The following is a 17,756-nucleotide window of genomic DNA, read 5'->3' on the forward strand; positions in this document are numbered from 1 at the left end:
GTGACGCAGATGGACGAGGTGACGCAGCAGAACGCGGCCCTGGTGGAGGAGGCGGCGGCCGCGGCCGAGAGCCTCGAGGACCAGACCCGCGTGCTCACCCAGGCCGTCTCGGTCTTCAGTCTCGAAGATCCCTCGGGATCGGGCTGAATGCCGGACGGATCGCCCATTCGATCAAGGTGTTCAAGCCGGATCCAATTGCCCCTGGAGCGCCCCGGCACGTCCGCTGAAGATGCGCAGATCCTCGTTGACCAGCTCCCAGCAGATCCCGCTGAGACGGTCGAGCGGTCCAGAGACCCTGGCCGAGAGATGCAGCTCGGGTTCGACCAGATAGAGGGTCAGCTCCAGCTCGATCGGACTCGGGTCGGTCTGGTCGGTCGAGGCGTCACGGCGGGTATGAAGCTCCAGAAAGAGCTCGAACGAGGCCGGTGACAGACGTGGCCGGCGCGTCTCCACCCTGACGAGGTCGCAGACCGGGTCCTCGCAGCGCTGCCGCAGTGCGTAGGCCAGCTCGCGGTCGCAGAAAACTCGGATTTGGTTCTCGATCTCGGCGAGATGCCGCTCGGCCTCGCGCAGCCGCTGGGGCGCCTCGGTCTCTTCGCGGATCTGGGTGCGCAGGACGCGGCGCAGACGATCGAATGCCTTGGGCAGCGTCCCGCTGTGGAACCCACGGCGCAGCAGCCCTCTCATGGTCTCGCCGTGGAATCCGACGATCGCCGGTTCGATCGGCGCGTTCGGCAGATCGGTTCTGCGGACCACCATGAGCTCGGGCCGAGGTCCGTCCTTGTCCTTGAGGGACCCATGGTTGGTGGCATAGATCTTCCAGTTCTCCTTCAGCTCCCAGACCAGGAATCCGGCCAGTCCGGGCAGGAGCAGCACGGTGAGCGTGACGAAGGGATAGGTGATCCATTTGGGCAGCAGGGGTTCCAGCAGATCGACCATGATCCCGGTGATGACCGGCAGGAAGGGCAGCATCAGCTTGTGCGCGATGGTCACGAGCGGAAAGTGCTTGATGGGATTGACCTGGGGTTCCACCAGCACGGTGACGTAGAATTTGATCAGAGACTGGAGCAGGCCCCATGCCGGGACCATCAGCGATTTGAGCGTCAGCTGCAGCGCCGATTCGCCGAGATGATGGCTCAGGAGTTCCTCGATGCGATGCAGCCCCTGCTGGAAGCGTCGCGTCAGCTCCTTGAAGAACTGCATCAGCTCCTTCACCAGCCCCATGACCAGCGCCTGGTTCAGACGGCGCAGGATCTGCACGCTCGAGCTGGCCAGATCGTCCAGCAGCCTCCTGCCGGCCGGCGTGTTGTGGACCAGGGTACCCAAGGCCAGGATGAGCGCCAGAATCGAGAATCCAGGTTCGAGCGGGTCGTCCCTCACCAGATAGTCGATCCCCACGAAGGGCGCCACCATGAGGGTTCCGGTCAGTGCCGGACGCAACAGATAGCGGTCCAGTCCGCGGATGGCGCCGGTATTGAGCAGGGTGCTGACCGGCCGCCATCGCAGCAGTCTGCGCAGACCGTCGTAGAGGATGAGCCGCAGCGTCCACCAGAGACTGATCATGAAGACCCGAAATCCGGTCCGCCCGGCGCGGGTATGGGCGATCCCGTTGATCGCGAGCCCAAGGGATCCGACCAGCCAGATGGTCGCCAGATGGAGCGAGGAATGGTGATCGGTGATGTAGGCGGCCAGGACGTCGATGGTCTTGAGCCCGAGGAAGGCGATGCCGAACGGCAGGATCAGATGGCGCAGCACCAGACGTCCGGACGGCGTGCCGAACAGCGGGGCGCTCAGCTGCTGCAGGCCCTTGATATAGATCTCGCCCGGCTGATAGAGACCCGGAAGCGCCAGCGCGGCATAGCGGTCGAAGCGCGACAGCCGGTCTCCGATCAGGAACTCGCGCAGCCTGAGATCCGGCAGCCGCAGTGAATTGCGTGCCACCATGTCGCGAAAATCGGTGAACCTCAGATGACGGCGGCGCTGCACCACGTCCAGCAGCTCGCACAGCAGCTTGTGGAAGGCGACCCGCTCGCGGTGGTTCATGGGAACGAAGTCGGCCTGACAGAGCGCGCGCTCCAGGTGCGGCTTGAGATCCCTGTCGAGCTGCTGGCTCAGCCGCTCGGCCAGCGCTTCGAGGGTCACCCGGTGCGATTCGGTCTCCTGCAGCGACCAGCCGATGCGCTCCAGTCGGTTCATGGCGCTGTCCAGTGCCCGCAATGCCTTGAGATTGGCCTGGAAGGGTAGGATCTGGCGCAGGCGCTGGCGTCCCCGGCTCCATATCCATTGCAGGGGACGCAGACGATAGTAGGTCGTGCGGCTCTCCAAGAGCACGCGTTCGAGATCCTTCAACAGGCTCTTGGCGATGCGCGCGCGTCCCGGGCTGCGCAGCTCCTCGCTCAGCCGCTCGATCAGATGGTCCAACGCGCTAGACGAGGCCGGCGGAAGCTTCCATTTCGCCGCCAGCAGATCGGTCAGTATCTGCTGGGTGCCGGATCTCCTCTGGACCAGGATTCGCCTGACCCGCTCGGCGTCCGGGGCGCAGGGTTCGCCCATGGCCTCGAAGCGTCGCTGCGCCCGTGCCAGACGAGCGATGGCGACCGAGAAGCGATCCTGATGCTCGGCTCGCTGGGCCAGCCGGATCTCGCGGCTGAAGAGCACCAGATGGGCACGCAGCCGCATCCCTCTCGCCGGTTTGCGTGGCCGCCCGGGCCAGCGCATCAGACCGCCCAGCATCAGCATCAGTCCGAGAACGGGGACCCACAATGCCTGGTGGAGATTGCGCAGACGGCTGCGCCAGTCCTGACGCGGTATGTGGAACCCCTGACGCAGGGCCGCCAGACATCGGGCCTCCGCGCCGTCGCTCGCCCCCTCCAGCGGGGCGTCCAGCATGCTCGGGTCGAGCGTCTGACGAATGTCGGCGGGCGCCTTGGTCTCGGCGCCGCCGACCGTCGCCTCTTCATCGGCGTGGTCCGGATCCCGGCGCAGATAGGTGAGGCCGAGCGGCAGCAGGGTTTGGCGTGCCGGATGCCCGCAGCGATGATCGGGCCGTGCCCGTTCGAGCAGGTTGGGCAGCCTGCCGGCCGATCGTGGTGGCGGCAGGTCGATTCCGCTCTCGACCATCCATTGATCCAGCTCGCCCCATTCGCGGATGGAGGGGAAGAAGTATCCGCGCACGCCCGGGCTGAAATACCTCAGCCGGACGATCAGGGCGACGAAGGCGCGGCAGACGCAGTGCTCATCCAGTCCCGGCGGGATCACGGAGTCGCGCTCCAGAACGTCGCGAACCTCGGCGAAGGCCCGCAGACCGATCATGGCACGCAGCCTGTCCGGGCCGAAACGGCTCTGATCCTGATTGTCGTCGCGCGCGAGCTGCCAGGCACGGGCGACCTCGCCCTCGAAGCGGCGTGCCCAATAGTCGCGCAGCAGGCGGACGAATCCCGCCTGATCGGTCCGGAGGCTGAGCGGGGTCGGCAGCAGAACCACCTGATCGGGCAGACTGAGTCCCTCCACCACGACCAGCGCCTCGGGGTTCTCGGTCTCGAGCGCCTCGAGGAAGGCGCTGGTCGGCATCAGATAATAGGCGAGCGCCGGGATGTCCCCATCGAGATCGACGGCGTCCAGGTGAAGCGCGATCAGGCGTTCGAGTGCGCGCGGATGAAAGAGGAAGATGCCCTCCGCGGGTTTGAAGACGCGCGCCCGGAACTGTCGCTCGGCGGACTCGGCACTGATGATATGGGGATTGTGAGACACGAGTCGCTAGGTTCGAGGTCTGGGGCGAGGACGCTTCAGAGTGTCCGCCGAAAGTCTCCGATGGAGACGATTTCGACGATGATCGCGGGCAGCTTGAGAGTTATAATCAACGGCTTCGAGGCATTTTGGAATATTTTAAGGAGCGATGATCCTCGACCATGCACTACCGAGTCTTTTATTTGTTCGACCGATCCGGGGAGTCCGTCTCATCGGCGAGCGCCGTCGAGATGAGCACCCGTGCCATCTGTGAGCAATTGCTTCCACGCCTGCAAAGCGCGGACGACTATCTGGGGATCATCGATGCGCAGGAGAATACCCTGCAGATCCTGTGCGATCCAGACGCGAAGCGCTATTGGGTGGAACTGCCAATCGACGCAGCCAAGGCATCCTACGGGCGCCACATGGAATACGACGAGCTGCGCGATCTCATGATGGCACTGCCCGATGTCTTCGATCGCGAGGCCATCCCAGGGCTCGAATACCGCCCCTGGTGAGTCGCTTCACGGCGTTGCCCCGTCCTTCATGGTGCCGCGCACCAGGCGGATGAGGCCGTTTTGGGACGTTCCCTGGCGGTAATAGCTTCCCTTGAAGAAACTGACGCTCCATACTCTGCCCAAACCTCCGCTGTCCACCGAGGAGGTCCAGTAGAGCCCCCCCCGGGTGTTGGGAAACACCTGAGGATTGATGGTCGGGGCGGGATGACATCGCTCGACGATGCTGATCAACTCCTCCCCGGTCGGCAGACGCCAGTCGCCTTCGACGGCCGCGACCAGCTTCTTCCCCCGGTCCCAGGTCACCGACCTGGGACGCCCCTTGCATACGTTCGAGTCGGCATCCCAAGTCTGACCCAGTGCGCAGCGCTGCCATTCGAGCGTGGTGCGCTCGTGCCTGACCGCGCGGCCCTCCTCGATGGCGACGAACTCGCTCGAGGGCGTCGTTTCGTTCATCCCCTTGACACAGGCATCGGCGGCATCGGGAATCTCTGCCGCGGGCAGTGGCGTGAGGAAGCTCGACAGAATCAATGCCAGGATTGCTGACGCATGGCGGGCGGAACCGGGTGGCGAGGGCGCGAAATTGAAACCCTCGATGACTGCTTCCGCACCGGACCTGGCGGATGCGATCAGGCGCGAGAGCTGCCTCCTGGCCTCGTGGACATCGATCTGATGGTGCATCAAGATTCGTCTGGCTGGAGTATCGTTCGAAGTGTAGCCGGAGGGACTTCGATCTGGAAAGCGCTTCGCCAAGGCCCGGACTCGATCTGGCCGAGCGATCGGGTCGAGGATTTGACGACATGTGCCGGCCATGCGAGGCGGACGGAGCGGGCATCCGGTGTTGCGTGCCGCCGGATCGCCTGATCGGACAGAATCGACATTCGCGCCAGGAGGCCATCATCGTGTCCAGTGTCATGTCGAGGGTAGGGTCGCTATCGAAGCACCTATTGTCCATCGCCTTATCCATGGCGATCTGCATCCAGGCTTGGGCTCAGGCGCCTGCGCCCCCTTCCGAAACGGATCCCGGAGCGCCCGATCCGATGGCCGACGAGCGGATTCCCGAACCGCTTCGCGCCTGGATTCCCTGGGTGCTGGATCCGAGCGGGCAGGGCGTCGATCCGCGCCACTGCCCCTTGGGGCCCGACGGCCGGCCGCGGATCTGCGCCTGGCCCGGGCGTCTGCGTCTGGACGTCGAATCTTCGGGCGGGCGTTTCGATCAGAGCTGGCATCTGTTTGCCGATGACTGGATCCTGCTGCCCGGCGATGCCGACGCCTGGCCGGTCCAGGTGACGGACGGCGACGGGCACCCACTGGCGTTAATCGAGCGGGATGGACGCCCGTCCGTGAAACTCGAGGCAGGCGATCATCGTCTCTCCGGACGCTTCGTCTGGGGCGAGCCTCCGGCCTCGCTCGCCCTCGCGCCGGACACCGGGCTCGTGACGCTGAACACGCATGGCAAACCCAGCCCCCGGCCGCGTCTGGACAAGGGCGGAAGGCTCTGGCTCGCGGATTCAGGGGAATCGCGCTCGACGGAGGCCGAGGACCGGATGCGGATCAAGGTCTTCCGCCGGCTCGATGACAGCCTGCCGCTTCGGGTCTTGACCCGGCTCGAGCTGCAGGTCTCCGGCGGGATTCGGGAGGAGCGGATCGGTCCCGTCACCCTGCCCGAGGGCGTTCCGATCGCGATCCGGGGCGAGCTACCCTCCCGTCTGGGCGCGGATGGCGTTTTGAGTCTGGAGGTGCGGCCGGGGCGCTGGGTGGTCGAGGTGACCGCCTATCATGCCGGTGCGGTCGAGTCGCTTTCCAGGCGCAATCTGGAGGCACCCTGGCCGGCGGAGGAGGTCTGGGCCTTCTCCGCCCATCCCGAACTGCGTCAGGTCGAGCTGGAGGGACCGAGGCCCATCGATCCGCGACAGACCTCGATTCCGAGCGGCTGGGCGCGTCTCCCGCTCTATCTGGTCGGCAAAGGCAACCGACTGCAATTGGTCGAGCGGCATCGCGGCGACGCCGATCCGGCCCCGGACCGTCTGAGGCTGGAACGCGAACTCTGGCTCGATTTCGACGGGTCGGGCTACAGCGTCCGGGACCGGATCCAGGGGCAGCTGAACCGTCCGTCGCGTCTGGACACGGATCCGGCGTTGCAGCTGGGTCAGGTCCGCGTGAACGGAACCCCGTCGCTCATCACCCGGCTCGATCCATCGGGGCCAGCCGGGGTCGAGGTGCGTCAGGGACAGCTCGATCTGGTCGCCGATGCCCGCCTCCAGGGGCCGCCCGAACGGCTGCCCGCCTCGGGCTGGCTGGCGACCCTGGATCAGGTCGACGGCCATCTGCGCCTGCCGCCCGGATGGGATCTGCTGGCGGTCTCGGGCGTGGACAACGACCCGGGCTCCTGGTTGACGCGCTGGACATTGCTGGATCTCTTCCTCGTCCTCATCCTCGCGCTCGGGGTGGGGCGCCTCTGGGGCTGGGGCTGGGGGACGCTCGCTTGGTGCGCGCTGGTCCTGACCTGGCACGAGCCGGGCGCTCCGCAGCTGGTGTGGCTGAACCTGTTGGCCGCCGCCTCACTGCTGCGGCTGCTGCCCGCCGACGCGATCCAGAAGGGTGCGCTCAGGCTCCGGTGGCTGGTGCTCTGGTATCGGCGTCTGACCCTGATCTCGCTGCTGATCGTCGGTCTGCCGTTTCTGGTCTCGGAGGTTCGCTCCGCGCTCTATCCCCAGCTCGAGCAGGGCGGCGGTGTCGGCATCGGGCTCCATCGTCCGGCCGACGCTGGGCAGGGGAACCCTCAGGCCTTCGCGTTCGATGCGATCCGGGAGGATGCCGAGATCCTGTCCGAATCCGCCCGGTCCTCGATCATGGAAACGCCCGCCGCCAAACCCGCTCCGGCTCCCGAGCCGTCGCGCCCGGTTCCGGCGCTGGATCCGAACGCGCGCATCCAGACCGGTCAAGGCGTGCCCGACTGGCAATGGAATCGTTTCGACCTGGTCTGGTCCGGACCGGTCGCCACCTCGGACCTGGCCAGGCTCTGGCTGCTGACGCCCTTCTGGAATCTGGTCGCCGCATTGACCGGCTGTCTCTTGTCGATCCTGCTGGGTCTGCGCCTGGCCGGGATCCGGTGGCCCGGACGCTCGGGTGGCGCTATCGAGCTCGTGCTCCTGTGCGGCGCCCTCTTGGCGGCAGCGCCGGCGGAGCGGGCACTGGCCTCCGAGTATCCATCTCCGGAGCTCCTGGACGCGCTGAGGACGCGTTTGCTCGCGCCGCCGGACTGTCTGCCCGATTGCATCGATCTCTCCTCGCTTGGAGTTCGGGCGACGCCCGATCGTCTCGTCCTGGAACTGACCCTGGATGCGGCCGCGGCCATGGCGGCCCCGGTTCCCGGCGGCAGCGGAGACTGGATCCCCGACCAGGCAAGGCTCGACGGCCGGATCCTGGATCGTCTGGGCCGCGACGCCCAGGGCCGTCTGCTGATCCCCTTGCGGCCGGGCCGGCATGCACTCGCGCTCGAGGGCGCCTTGCCCGCCCGCAATCAGATCGACATCTCGCTGCCCATGACGCCCCGGATCCTGGATTCGGACATGGAGGGCTGGCGTCTCGACGGCCTGGACGCGCGCGGCCGACCCGCGGGTCAGATCCGGCTGGTGCGTCTGTCCGAGGCGCGACAGACCGCCGAAGGGAGCCTGGTTCAGGGGACTCTGCCGCCGCTGGTCCAAATCGAGCGGCATCTTTCGATCGGGGTGGACTGGACGGCCGAGACCCGGGTGAAACGTCTGTCGGCGCCCGATTTTCCGATCATGCTGAGGCTCGATCTGCTGCCGGGGGAGTCGGTCCAGACCCAAGGACAGCGGGTGAAGGATGGGCATATCCAGGTCGCATTGCCCCCCGGACAGACCGAGACATCCTGGGGTTCGAGGCTGGAGTTGCGCGAACGGGTGGATCTGGTCGCCTCTTCCGAGGCGGGAATCGCCGAGCGGTGGCGATTGGACGTGGGTCCCTTCTGGCACCTGGAATACGACGGGATCCCTCCCGTCCATCCGCCCAGGGGCGAGGGGCGCTCCCTTCCGACCTGGAGTCCTCTGCCCGGTGAGACGCTCCATCTGAGAATCACCCGGCCGATCGGTGAGCCGGGCCCGACGCTCACCATCGACCGGGTCGAATTTCGGGTCGAGCCAGGTCCCCGCGGCAGCGATGCCAAACTCGACCTGGCCGTGCGCAGCAGCCAGGGCGGCTCGCACCTCATTCGGCTGCCCGAGGGTGTCGAGCCGCTCGCCCTCGAGATCGATGGACGCAGCCTGGCGCTGCCGTCCGGGACCCAGGGGATCGAATTGCCGCTGGTGCCCGGGGCGCAGCGGATGCATCTCGCCTGGCGCGATCCGCTTCCCTTGACATACGGCTTCAGTCCTCGGCGCCCCGATCTGGGGGCCGAGGCCGTGAACCTGGATCTGTCGCTGTCATTGCCCCGGGATCGCTGGGTGCTCTTCGCGAGCGGCCCCCGCGTCGGGCCGGCCGTGCTCTTCTGGGGCGTGCTGCTGGTTCTGGCCGTCCTCTCCTGGGGGCTGGGACGGACCCGGACGACACCGTTGCGGACGCATGACTGGCTGCTGCTCGGCGTCGGTCTCGCCCTGTCCGAGGTGTGGGTGATCCTGGTGGTCGCCGGCTGGCTGTTCGCACTGGGGCTGCGGCGCCGACTCGACGAGACCCATGGTGTCTGGCGCTACAACCTGATCCAGGTCGGGCTCCTAGTGCTGACGCTGCTGGCGCTGGCGAGCCTGGTCGGGGCGGTGCAGCAGGGGCTGCTGGGCCGCCCGGAGATGCAGATCGCCGGCAATGGATCCAGCGGGACCTTCCTCCACTGGTACGCGGATCGGGGCGGTCCCGATCTACCCGAGGTCCGGGTGCTGTCCGTGCCCATGTGGGTCTATCGCGGATTCATGCTCGGATGGGCGCTGTGGCTCGCCTTTCGATTGCTCGATTGGCTGCGCTGGGGTTGGGAGGGCTTCGCCCATCCCCAGCTCTGGCGTGAAAGGAGGTCTGTCAGGAGAGGTGCGGAACCGCCTCTGGCGTGAAAGGAGGTCTGTCAGGAGAGGCGCGGAACCGCCTTCCGACGCCTGAGCGCCCATCGCATCCGATTCAGGTCGAGCGGCCGTTCAGTACCCGATGGCGGGAAGCGTCTCCGCCTGTCTCAGGCGCGAGACCAGAATATCGATGAGTCCTGGATGGGTTCCGACCAACGGGGAAGGGTAGAGCTGGAGTCCGGGGTGGCGCGTCTCGACCCGTCGGCAGATGTCGCTGATGTCGCCGCCGGGTCCGGCATGGCGCCCCGGTCCCATGAAGAGCATGGCGAGCGCGATGGGCGAGGTGTCCTGTTCCGCCAGGCGATCGAGCAGGGTTTCCAGGAGCTCGCCGTTGAAATCGTATTCGCTTCCCGGCCGGCGCTCCATGACCGCCTCGTAGAGTCTGATCCCAGGTGCGAGCCGCTGAGCGAGACGCTCGCCGAGCCAGCGGCGAACCTGGGTCACTCCGGGGATGGGCGAGCCGTGGTCGACCAGAACGACTCTGCTCGGCTTGCTGTCCGCAGAGCTGGCGGCCCGATCGACATTGTCCGCGAGGATGTCGACCAGACGGGGCTCGCCTCCTGGAAGCGGGCAGAGCACGGGGGCCGTCCTCAGTCTGCAGGGACCATGGATCCGAACGAGTTCGGAGAGGGTGTCGGGGATGAACTGCGAGATCGCGCGGGTCGGGCCGAAGAAGAGCGGCAGCAGGATGAGCTCGCGCCGGTCGTCGGCGAGCAGACGGCCCACGGCGTCGGCGAAGGTCTCGGCAGGACGCCCGTCCAGGAGTCCGGGATCGACCTGGTTGGAGTGCAGCAGCGAGACGGGCAGGACCGCTTTGTCGAGGCGCTCGGACAGTGCCGAGGCGATACGGCGCAGATTCAGTGTCGATTCCGCTCGCCGCGATCCATTGTCGACCAGCAGGATGGCGCCCATCGATCAGCCCTGGGAGTGGGGCGACGACTCCGCGGTCGCTCTGTTTCTCGACCAGGCACCGGGGTCGAGCGTGACCTTGGCCTGCGTCTGGATTTTCCTGGGCTCGCCCTCGGGACGCGTGGCGATCCAGAGAGCGACGAGCGCCAGGATGCCGCCGACCAGCAGGGCGATGGTCCAGGCGGGACGAAAGACGACCATCCAGAGTACCAGACTCGCGCTCATGCCGATGATGGCGGCCTTCTTGCCGGTGCGGCAGACCTCGCCGTGCTCGAGGAAGCGGCGGATGGATTCGCCGAAATGGGGATGCTCGACCAGAAAGCGGACCCGATGCGGCTTGCTGCGCAGCCAGAGCCAGGCGGCACAGATCCAGAACACGGTGGTCGGCATGAGCGGAACCAGGATGCCGACGAAGCCCAGGCCGAAGCAGAGCCAGGCTAGCAGGTTGTAGACCATGCGTCGCTGCGGACTGACATGGTCGTGCTTGGATAGGGATGCTTGATTGTCGGCCTGCATGCGGCACCTGCTCCGGGTCGAGGTCGAGTAATCCGGTACGGGGCCGCCCAGGCGCTGAAATGGGTCGATATGGATCGACCCGGTCGGGATGAACCAGGGCGCAGTGAAACCGGATGGAATCGCTAAAGTATGGATTGGCAACTATAGCCGGTTTCCGATCGCCTTGTCTCTCGCGCCCTTCCGGTCAGCAGGTGGCGGCGGGGCGCGAGTCGTGTCCAGGTCCGCGGATCGGACCCTCGGATCAGGATCCGGGCTGACCGCGCTTGGGTACCTGTACACCATGGTCCGCGAGCCATTGGGTATCCAGCTCCCAATCGACGGTCTGGACCTGGGGCTGGGCCAGCATGAGACCCATGGCGCGCTTCTGGTGATCGATGAGTTCTTGCTGGGCGGCCACCATCTTGGGGTCGTCCTGGGCCAGTCCCGCGAGATTCGGATGGATGATCTCGAGGAAGCGCATCGCCGGGATGTCGAAGGAGCGGGGCGTCGAGATGGTGGCCACGCCGTTCTCGAGCGAGCGCAGGCGGAACTGATACGGATAGTCGGCGAGAATCTCGTCGGAGGTCAGGATCTTGTCGAGATTCCAGGCCTTCGGCTGCCAGGTGGACTTGATCCCGAAGACCAGAGCCAGGCCTACGAGCACGGCGAGCGCGATACTGTAATTTCGTGTAAAACGGTCCATACGGGTTCTCTCGGGGCAATTTCTGAAGGGCGGTCGTGAGCCGGTGGTCGGGTCTTCCTCGAATCTCGGGTCGAGCGGAAGGCGTTCGATGGCCGCGTCCGTCGCTTGATCGGATCTGGCTGCTTGTCACGATAGACTATTAGAATTGCGCGATCGGCCGGTCGACACCCATGAAGATTGTCAATTTCTTGCCGGAGGGAGTGAATTCGCGGTCATGCAGCACAAAGACAGAGAGTTGCTACTCGCCGGACTGACCGCTGTCCTCGATGATCTGGACCTTGCCGCGGCTCCTGGTCAGCTCGAGAGCGCGGTCCGTGAACGCCTGGCCGTCAAGCTCGCAGATCTCCTCCAGTCCACCAAGCCCATCGTCGGAACCCGGGCCACCATTCTGATCGCCGATCTGCGCGGTTTCACCACCCTCATGGAGTCGCTCCCCACGGTTCAGATGGTGGAACTCCTGAACCGCTTCTTCGCCGCCATGGCACAGGTCGTGGAGCGTCATGGCGGAATCGTCGACAAGTTCATGGGCGATTCGGTCATGGCGCTTTTCGGGACCCCGGAGCGGCGCGGAGACGATCAGCTCCGAGCGCTCACCTGCGCGGTCGAGATGCAGCATGCCATGGCCGACCTCAATCGCGAGAGCGAGTCGCGCGGCGAACCCAGGCTCTATGCCGGCATCGCCGTCAGCACCGGCGATGTCATGGCCGGCAGCTTCGGCTCGGATATCCATAGCGAGTTCACCGTGATCGGCGATCCGGTGAATCTGGCGGCGCGTATCGAAGCCTATTCGCTGCGCGGCCAGATCCTCCTGAGCGAGGAGACCTACCGGGGCGCGGCGGACCACATCCAGATCGGCACCGTCAACGAGGTGATGGTCAAGGGCAAGGCGAATCCGGTGAAGCTCTACGAGCTGAAGGCGGTCACACGTCCGCGGCCGATCGCGGTACCGGCCATCGAGGTGCGCAAATCGCCACGCATCCTGGTCGATTTTCCGGCCGTCTTCCGCCGCGTCGAGGACAAGCGCATCCTCTCCGAGCGTTTCGTCGGCAAGGTCAACGATCTCGGCTACTATGGCATGAGCGCCGATCTGCCGCTGATCCTGCCGACCTATTCGGAGGTCATCATGTCCCTGTCGCCCGGATTCGGCACCGAGAATCCGGTCGAGGTCTACGCCCGCGTCCTGCGCGCGCGGCGCGACAAGGGCGGCTATCGCACCAATCTCCAGTTCACCACCATCGACACCCCCGGACATCGCCGGGTGAAGCAGTATGTCGATCACATGCTGTGGAGGAAGTGATCGCCGGGCTCAGATCTCCGCCGAGCGGATCTGACCGAGGAACTCCAGGATGCGTTCCTCCAGCCAGTAGACCGGCCTCCAGGGCAGGGCGCCGGCCACGAATCCCACATGACCGCCGTGGTCGGCCAGTTCCAGCGTCACCCCCGGTCCGAGCTCATGCTCCCAGGGCACCGTGGTGGGGTACATGAAGGGATCGTCTTCGGCCTGGATGATGAGCGTGGGGGTGACGATGCGCTCGAGGAACGGGCGGCAGCTGGATCGGTTGTAGTAGTCGAAGACCCCCTCGAAGCCGTTCAGCGGGGCCGTGACCAGCTCGTCGAACTGGTTGAAATCGCGGATGGCGTCCAGATCCGCATCGAGCGGTAGCGGACGATCGGCGAATTTGCGTCTGAGATTGGCGCGCAGCTTGTCCAGCAGGTAGCGCCGATAGATGCGCGACGGCCCCCGATCCAGACGCAGCATGGAGTCGCGCAGGACGAAGGGAACCGAGATGGCGATTCCGGCTCTAACCAGCGGCTCACGGTGCTCTCCCAGATATTTGAGCAGCAGGTTGGCGCCGAGCGAGAATCCGATCGCGGCCAGCGGCATGCCCTGGGGATCCTCGGCGAGCTGGCCCAGGACCTCGGCCAAGTCCTCGCTCGCCCCCGAATGATAGACGCGGTCGAGCCGGTTGGGCTCGGACGAGCAGCCGCGCAGATGCATGAAGACGGGTTGGAAGCCCGCCGACTCCAGGGTCTTCAGCAGCGTGCCCGCATAGTGCGAATCGAGATTGCCCTCGAGTCCGTGGATCACCAGCACGCGCGGTCCGGCGGGGGCCCCGATCGCCAGGTCGATGAAGTCGCCGTCGTTCAGCTCGATGCGTCTTGCGGTCAGATCGAGGGAGGGCCGAGTACGTATCAGGCTGGGCCAGAGCGTCTGCAGATGTGGGCCGGGCAGCCACCAGGCTGGCTCGAAGCGGCTCCGGACGATACGTCCATGGTGGGGAATGGGGTCTGTGGTGAGGTCGGGGGCTCTGTTCACGCTCATCGCGCTCGGGGAATCGGAATGCCCGCAGTGTCGCACAAATGCCGGGCGCCGGGGCTCCGGTTCGCATGCCCGCCGCCTTGCCGTTCGGTCGCGCGGAGACGTCGGCGGATGCCGGCGCGTTGAGGGTGCGGCCCTTTGTCCCCTATACTGGGCGTTTAATGAATATGCGGTTTTTCCGCTTGTATCAGGAACCAAGAGAGATGCGGAAAGTTCTTCCGGCCCTGCTCGGTCTATCCCTCTGCAACGTCTGTCTCTGCAGCGTCGCCAAGGCAGAGGATCTCCTTCAAATCTACGATATGGCGGTGGTCAGCGATCCCACCCTGCGCGAGTCGGAACAGACGCTCTTCGCTACCCGCGAGAGCAAGCCCCAGGCCCGCTCGCTCTTGCTTCCGACCCTGAGCGTATCCGGCGGCGCTCAGTATCAGGACGTGGATTCCAGCGGCCATAGCACCAATGGCTTCGCCTTCGATCGCCAGGATGACTATGGCACCCAGAACGTGACGGCGGTGATCCAGCAGTCCGTCTACAGCCGTGCCAACTGGCTCGGTCTCAAGCAGTCGGACAACATCATCGCCCAGGCCGAGGCGGAGTTCCGCAACAGTCAGATCGATCTCATGGTGAGAACCACCGAGGCCTATTTCGACGTGCTGCGCGCCTCGGATGCGGTGACGGTGCAGGAGGCATTTCTGCGCGCCAACGAGCGCCAGTTGGAGCAGTCCAAGCAGCGTTTCGAGGTGGGTCTGGTCGCCATCACCGACGTCAACGAGAGTCAGGCCGCCTACGACAGCGCGCGCGCCGAGCTCATCACCGCCAAGAACAGCCTGAACAACGCCTGGGAGGCCCTGCGCACCATCGTCGGCCAGGTCAACGTGCCTCTGGCCCGCCTGGGAGACAAGCTGCCATTGGCGCCGCCCGAGCCCAATTCGCTCGAAACCTGGGCGGAAACGGCGATTCGCAGCAACTACGGCATCATCGCGGCGAGCGAGGCGGCCAACTCGGCGAAGCAGGAGATCGCCATTCAGCGTTCGGGCCACCTGCCCACGGTCGACCTCGAGGCCGGCTACGACCTGACGCGCTCGGACGCCAAGTACGATACGGACTCCGATACCGCCTATGTGGGGCTGACTGTCAACGTCCCCATCTTCCAGGGCGGTGCCGTGACCTCCCGCACCCGTCAGGCCGGATATCAGTTCCGTGCCGCCCAGGATCGGCTCGATCAGACGCGGCGCACGGTCAACCAGCAGGTGCGCGACTCCTTCCGCGGCATTCTCTCCAGCATCGAGGACGTGAAGGCGCGGCAGGCCGCGATCGTCTCGGCCCGCTCGGCCCTTGAGTCGACCCAGGCCGGACTGGAGGTCGGTACCCGCACCCAGGTGGACGTGCTCAATGCGCAGCGCAATCTGTTCCAGGCCGAATACGACTATCTGAGCGCCCGCTACAACTACATCATCAACGGCATCAAGCTGCACCAGGCGACCAGCACCCTGTCGCGCGATGTGCTGGCCAAGGGCAATGCCTGGCTCAACCCCGGCGATCTCGTTCCTCCGCCCGCGTACTGATCATGTCAGGAAGCAGCTTCGGGAAGCTTTTCGTCGTCACCGGGTTCGGTGAGAGTCACGGTCCGGCCATCGGTGGGGTGGTGGACGGATGTCCGCCCGGACTGGAACTCTCGGCGGCCGATCTCCAGGTGGATCTGGACCGGCGCAAGCCGGGACAGTCGCGCCACACTACGCAGCGCCGCGAATCCGACAGCGTCGAGATCCTCTCCGGCGTCTTCGAGGGGCGCACCACGGGAACCCCGATCGGTCTGCTGATCCGTAACGAGGACCAGCGCTCGAAGGACTATTCGGAGATCGCCGACCGCTATCGTCCGGGTCACGCCGACTACAGCTACGAGCAGAAGTACGGTGTCAGGGACTATCGCGGCGGCGGGCGCTCCTCGGCGCGCGAGACGGCCGTGCGGGTGGCGGCCGGCGCCATCGCCAAGAAATATCTGGCCGAGCGCTGCGGGATCGGGATCCGCGGCCATCTCTCGCAGCTCGGACCCATCCGTCCCGACACCTTCGATTGGGATCAGGTCGAGCGGAACGCCTTCTTCTGGCCCTGCGCCGAAACCGTGCCTCGGCTCGAATCCTTCATGGACGATCTGCGCCGCGAGGGCAACTCCATCGGCGCGGCCGTGACCGTCGTGGCGAGCGGTGTTCCGACCGGACTCGGCGAGCCCATCTTCGATCGCCTGGATGCCGACATCGCCCACGCCATGATGAGCATCAACGCCGTCAAGGGCGTCGAGATCGGCGACGGCTTCGCCTGCGTCGGGCAGAAGGGGACCGAGCATCGCGACGAGATGACCTCCGCCGGCTTCCTGTCCAATCATGCCGGTGGCATCCTCGGCGGCATCTCCTCGGGGCAGGATGTGGTGGTGCGGATCGCGCTCAAGCCGACCTCGAGCCTCCGCATCCCGGGGCGCACGCTCGATCGCTCCGGGGCGGAGGTCGATGTGGTCACCACCGGCCGTCACGACCCCTGTGTCGGAATCCGCGCGACGCCGATCGCCGAGGCCATGCTGGCCCTGGTCCTGATGGACCATCTGCTGCGTCAACGGGGCCAGAACGCAGAGGTGAAACCGCCGCTGCCGCCCTTTTCGGGCACCTCGTCGAGCTGATCTCTCCCCGGCACGCGGGGCCTCTCCATCCCCTTGATCGAGACGGGGATGTTGAGGCGCCCATATCGATTCGTTCCCATAGGACCTCGTCGGGTCCCTGACGAGATTCCCTTCCATGCCCTACTGGCGTCTCTCCAGCTATTACTTCTTCTATTTCGCCTCGCTGGGGGCGCTGGTGCCCTTTTGGGGGCTCTATCTCCAATCGAAGGGCTTCGATGCCCTGGCCATCGGTCTGCTGATGGCCATTCTGTCCGCCACCAAGATCGTCGCGCCCATGCTGTGGGGCCATCTGGCCGATCACGGCGGCAGGCGGATGCGCCTTGTCCAGCTCGGCTCCTTGCTGGCGTTCCTCGGGTTCCTCGTCGTCTTCGCCGCGTCCGGATTCTGGGGCATGGCCCTGGCCATGCTGCTCTTCAGCTTCTTCTGGAACGCCTCGCTACCGCAGATGGAGGCCATCACCTTCAACCATCTCAGGGAGCGGCCGACGGGCTATGCCCTGGTTCGGGTCTGGGGATCGATCGGATTCGTCCTGGTCGTGGTCGCGCTCGGCGTCTTCGTCGAGCGGGGCTCGCTGGGAATCGTTCCGGTCTGGGTCCTGGCCCTGGTTCTGGGGATCCTGATCAGCACGCTTCTGATTCCGGACAGTCCCCCGGCGAGCGGCGACCGAGCATCGCCGTCGCTGCGCGCGCTCCTCTGCTGTCCCGAGGTGATCGCCTTCTTCGCCGCCTGCTTCCTCATGCAGCTCAGTCATGGAATCTACTACGCCTTCTATTCGATCCATCTCGAGTCGGCCGGCTATTCGAGCACGGCGGTGGGGCAGCTGTGGGCACTGGGCGTGGTCGCCGAGGTGGCCGTCTTTCTGGTGATGCACCGCCTGCTCGACCGCTTCGGGGCGCGTCGGGTGCTCATCTGGAGTCTCGGGCTCGCGGCGGTGCGCTGGTTCGCCATCGGCGCCTGCGTCGATCTGCTCGCCGTGCAGATCGGCGCGCAGCTTCTGCACGCGGCGAGCTTCGGCACCTTTCACGCGGCCGCCATCCATCTGGTCCATCATCTCTTTCCCGGCAGGACCCAGGGGCGCGGCCAGGCGCTCTACAACAGCCTGAGCTTCGGCGCCGGAGGCGCGGCCGGGAGCCTGGTGGGCGGACTCTTGTGGTCGGATTACGGTCCGGTCCTGACCTTCGGCGTCGGCTCGGCCGTGTCCGCCCTGGGGCTCGTCATCGCGGTACGCTGGATGCGCGAGTCGTTCGCGCACGACTGACGATCGCTCCAGAGAAATCAAATGACTCGAAGCCTCTCGGCTTCGTCATGCTATGATCGAATCGGCTGATATTCAGCCATTCGTTCCGCGCGT

The 17,756-nt window shown here is 65.8% G+C and carries 12 protein-coding genes; 6 read left to right on the plus strand and 6 right to left on the minus strand.

What is annotated here, in order from left to right:
- Positions 1-180: 180 nt before the first annotated feature.
- Positions 181-3,750, minus strand: coding sequence for a hypothetical protein (locus D779_RS13885; protein ID WP_043755119.1), 3,570 nt, complete (start codon positions 3,748-3,750; stop codon positions 181-183).
- Between the two features lie 158 nt (positions 3,751-3,908).
- Between D779_RS13885 and D779_RS13890 the strand changes: the two genes are divergently transcribed.
- Complete coding sequence (locus D779_RS13890) at positions 3,909-4,244, plus strand: hypothetical protein (RefSeq protein WP_043755122.1); 336 nt, start codon at positions 3,909-3,911, stop codon at positions 4,242-4,244.
- A 6-nt stretch (positions 4,245-4,250) separates the two neighbouring features.
- Here the strand turns inward: D779_RS13890 and D779_RS13895 are convergent, their stop codons facing one another.
- A complete protein-coding gene (locus tag D779_RS13895) occupies positions 4,251-4,922 on the minus strand; it encodes an Lcl C-terminal domain-containing protein (protein WP_081763525.1) in 672 nt (223 codons plus the stop codon).
- A gap of 359 nt (positions 4,923-5,281) precedes the next feature.
- Between D779_RS13895 and D779_RS13900 the strand changes: the two genes are divergently transcribed.
- Entirely contained in the window at positions 5,282-9,301 is a 4,020-nt protein-coding gene (locus D779_RS13900) for a hypothetical protein (RefSeq protein ID WP_232424192.1), read from the plus strand.
- Between the two features lie 81 nt (positions 9,302-9,382).
- Here the strand turns inward: D779_RS13900 and D779_RS13905 are convergent, their stop codons facing one another.
- From D779_RS13905 to D779_RS13915, 3 genes are all read right to left on the minus strand, one after another.
- A complete protein-coding gene (locus tag D779_RS13905) occupies positions 9,383-10,222 on the minus strand; it encodes a sirohydrochlorin chelatase (protein WP_043755125.1) in 840 nt (279 codons plus the stop codon).
- 3 nt (positions 10,223-10,225) lie between these two features.
- Positions 10,226-10,735, minus strand: coding sequence for a YbaN family protein (locus tag D779_RS13910; protein ID WP_052348142.1), 510 nt, complete (start codon positions 10,733-10,735; stop codon positions 10,226-10,228).
- 241 nt (positions 10,736-10,976) lie between these two features.
- Positions 10,977-11,417, minus strand: coding sequence for a hypothetical protein (locus D779_RS13915; RefSeq protein ID WP_043755127.1), 441 nt, complete (start codon positions 11,415-11,417; stop codon positions 10,977-10,979).
- A gap of 214 nt (positions 11,418-11,631) precedes the next feature.
- On the opposite strand from D779_RS13915, the gene D779_RS13920 reads away from it, so the two are divergent.
- Positions 11,632-12,714, plus strand: coding sequence for an adenylate/guanylate cyclase domain-containing protein (locus D779_RS13920; protein ID WP_043755199.1), 1,083 nt, complete (start codon positions 11,632-11,634; stop codon positions 12,712-12,714).
- Between the two features lie 9 nt (positions 12,715-12,723).
- Here the strand turns inward: D779_RS13920 and D779_RS13925 are convergent, their stop codons facing one another.
- Complete coding sequence (locus tag D779_RS13925) at positions 12,724-13,740, minus strand: hydrolase (protein WP_052348143.1); 1,017 nt, start codon at positions 13,738-13,740, stop codon at positions 12,724-12,726.
- A gap of 200 nt (positions 13,741-13,940) precedes the next feature.
- Between D779_RS13925 and D779_RS13930 the strand changes: the two genes are divergently transcribed.
- From D779_RS13930 to D779_RS13940, 3 genes are all read left to right on the plus strand, one after another.
- Positions 13,941-15,299: a TolC family outer membrane protein gene (locus tag D779_RS13930; protein WP_043755132.1), complete on the plus strand. Its 1,359-nt coding sequence runs from the start codon at positions 13,941-13,943 to the stop codon at positions 15,297-15,299.
- A 2-nt stretch (positions 15,300-15,301) separates the two neighbouring features.
- The gene (aroC, locus tag D779_RS13935) at positions 15,302-16,405 is read left to right on the plus strand and encodes a chorismate synthase (protein WP_043755136.1); all 1,104 of its coding nucleotides are present in this window, start codon (positions 15,302-15,304) and stop codon (positions 16,403-16,405) included.
- Between the two features lie 115 nt (positions 16,406-16,520).
- Positions 16,521-17,663 (plus strand): MFS transporter, encoded by a 1,143-nt coding sequence (locus D779_RS13940; protein ID WP_043755139.1) that lies wholly within the window; start codon positions 16,521-16,523, stop codon positions 17,661-17,663.
- Positions 17,664-17,756: the final 93 nt, after the last annotated feature.

It is taken from the genome of Imhoffiella purpurea (assembly GCF_000585215.1).
GTDB lineage: Bacteria > Pseudomonadota > Gammaproteobacteria > Chromatiales > Chromatiaceae > Imhoffiella > Imhoffiella purpurea.

Coding starts and splice junctions, on each gene's coding strand:
- D779_RS13890 (WP_043755122.1), top strand. CDS start 3,909: ATGCACTACCGAGTCTTTTATTTGTTCGACCGATCCGGGGAGTCCGTC.
- D779_RS13895 (WP_081763525.1), bottom strand. CDS start 4,922: ATGCACCATCAGATCGATGTCCACGAGGCCAGGAGGCAGCTCTCGCGC.
- D779_RS13900 (WP_232424192.1), top strand. CDS start 5,282: ATGGCCGACGAGCGGATTCCCGAACCGCTTCGCGCCTGGATTCCCTGG.
- D779_RS13905 (WP_043755125.1), bottom strand. CDS start 10,222: ATGGGCGCCATCCTGCTGGTCGACAATGGATCGCGGCGAGCGGAATCG.
- D779_RS13910 (WP_052348142.1), bottom strand. CDS start 10,735: ATGCAGGCCGACAATCAAGCATCCCTATCCAAGCACGACCATGTCAGT.
- D779_RS13915 (WP_043755127.1), bottom strand. CDS start 11,417: ATGGACCGTTTTACACGAAATTACAGTATCGCGCTCGCCGTGCTCGTA.
- D779_RS13920 (WP_043755199.1), top strand. CDS start 11,632: ATGCAGCACAAAGACAGAGAGTTGCTACTCGCCGGACTGACCGCTGTC.
- D779_RS13925 (WP_052348143.1), bottom strand. CDS start 13,740: ATGAGCGTGAACAGAGCCCCCGACCTCACCACAGACCCCATTCCCCAC.
- D779_RS13930 (WP_043755132.1), top strand. CDS start 13,941: ATGCGGAAAGTTCTTCCGGCCCTGCTCGGTCTATCCCTCTGCAACGTC.
- aroC (WP_043755136.1), top strand. CDS start 15,302: ATGTCAGGAAGCAGCTTCGGGAAGCTTTTCGTCGTCACCGGGTTCGGT.
- D779_RS13940 (WP_043755139.1), top strand. CDS start 16,521: ATGCCCTACTGGCGTCTCTCCAGCTATTACTTCTTCTATTTCGCCTCG.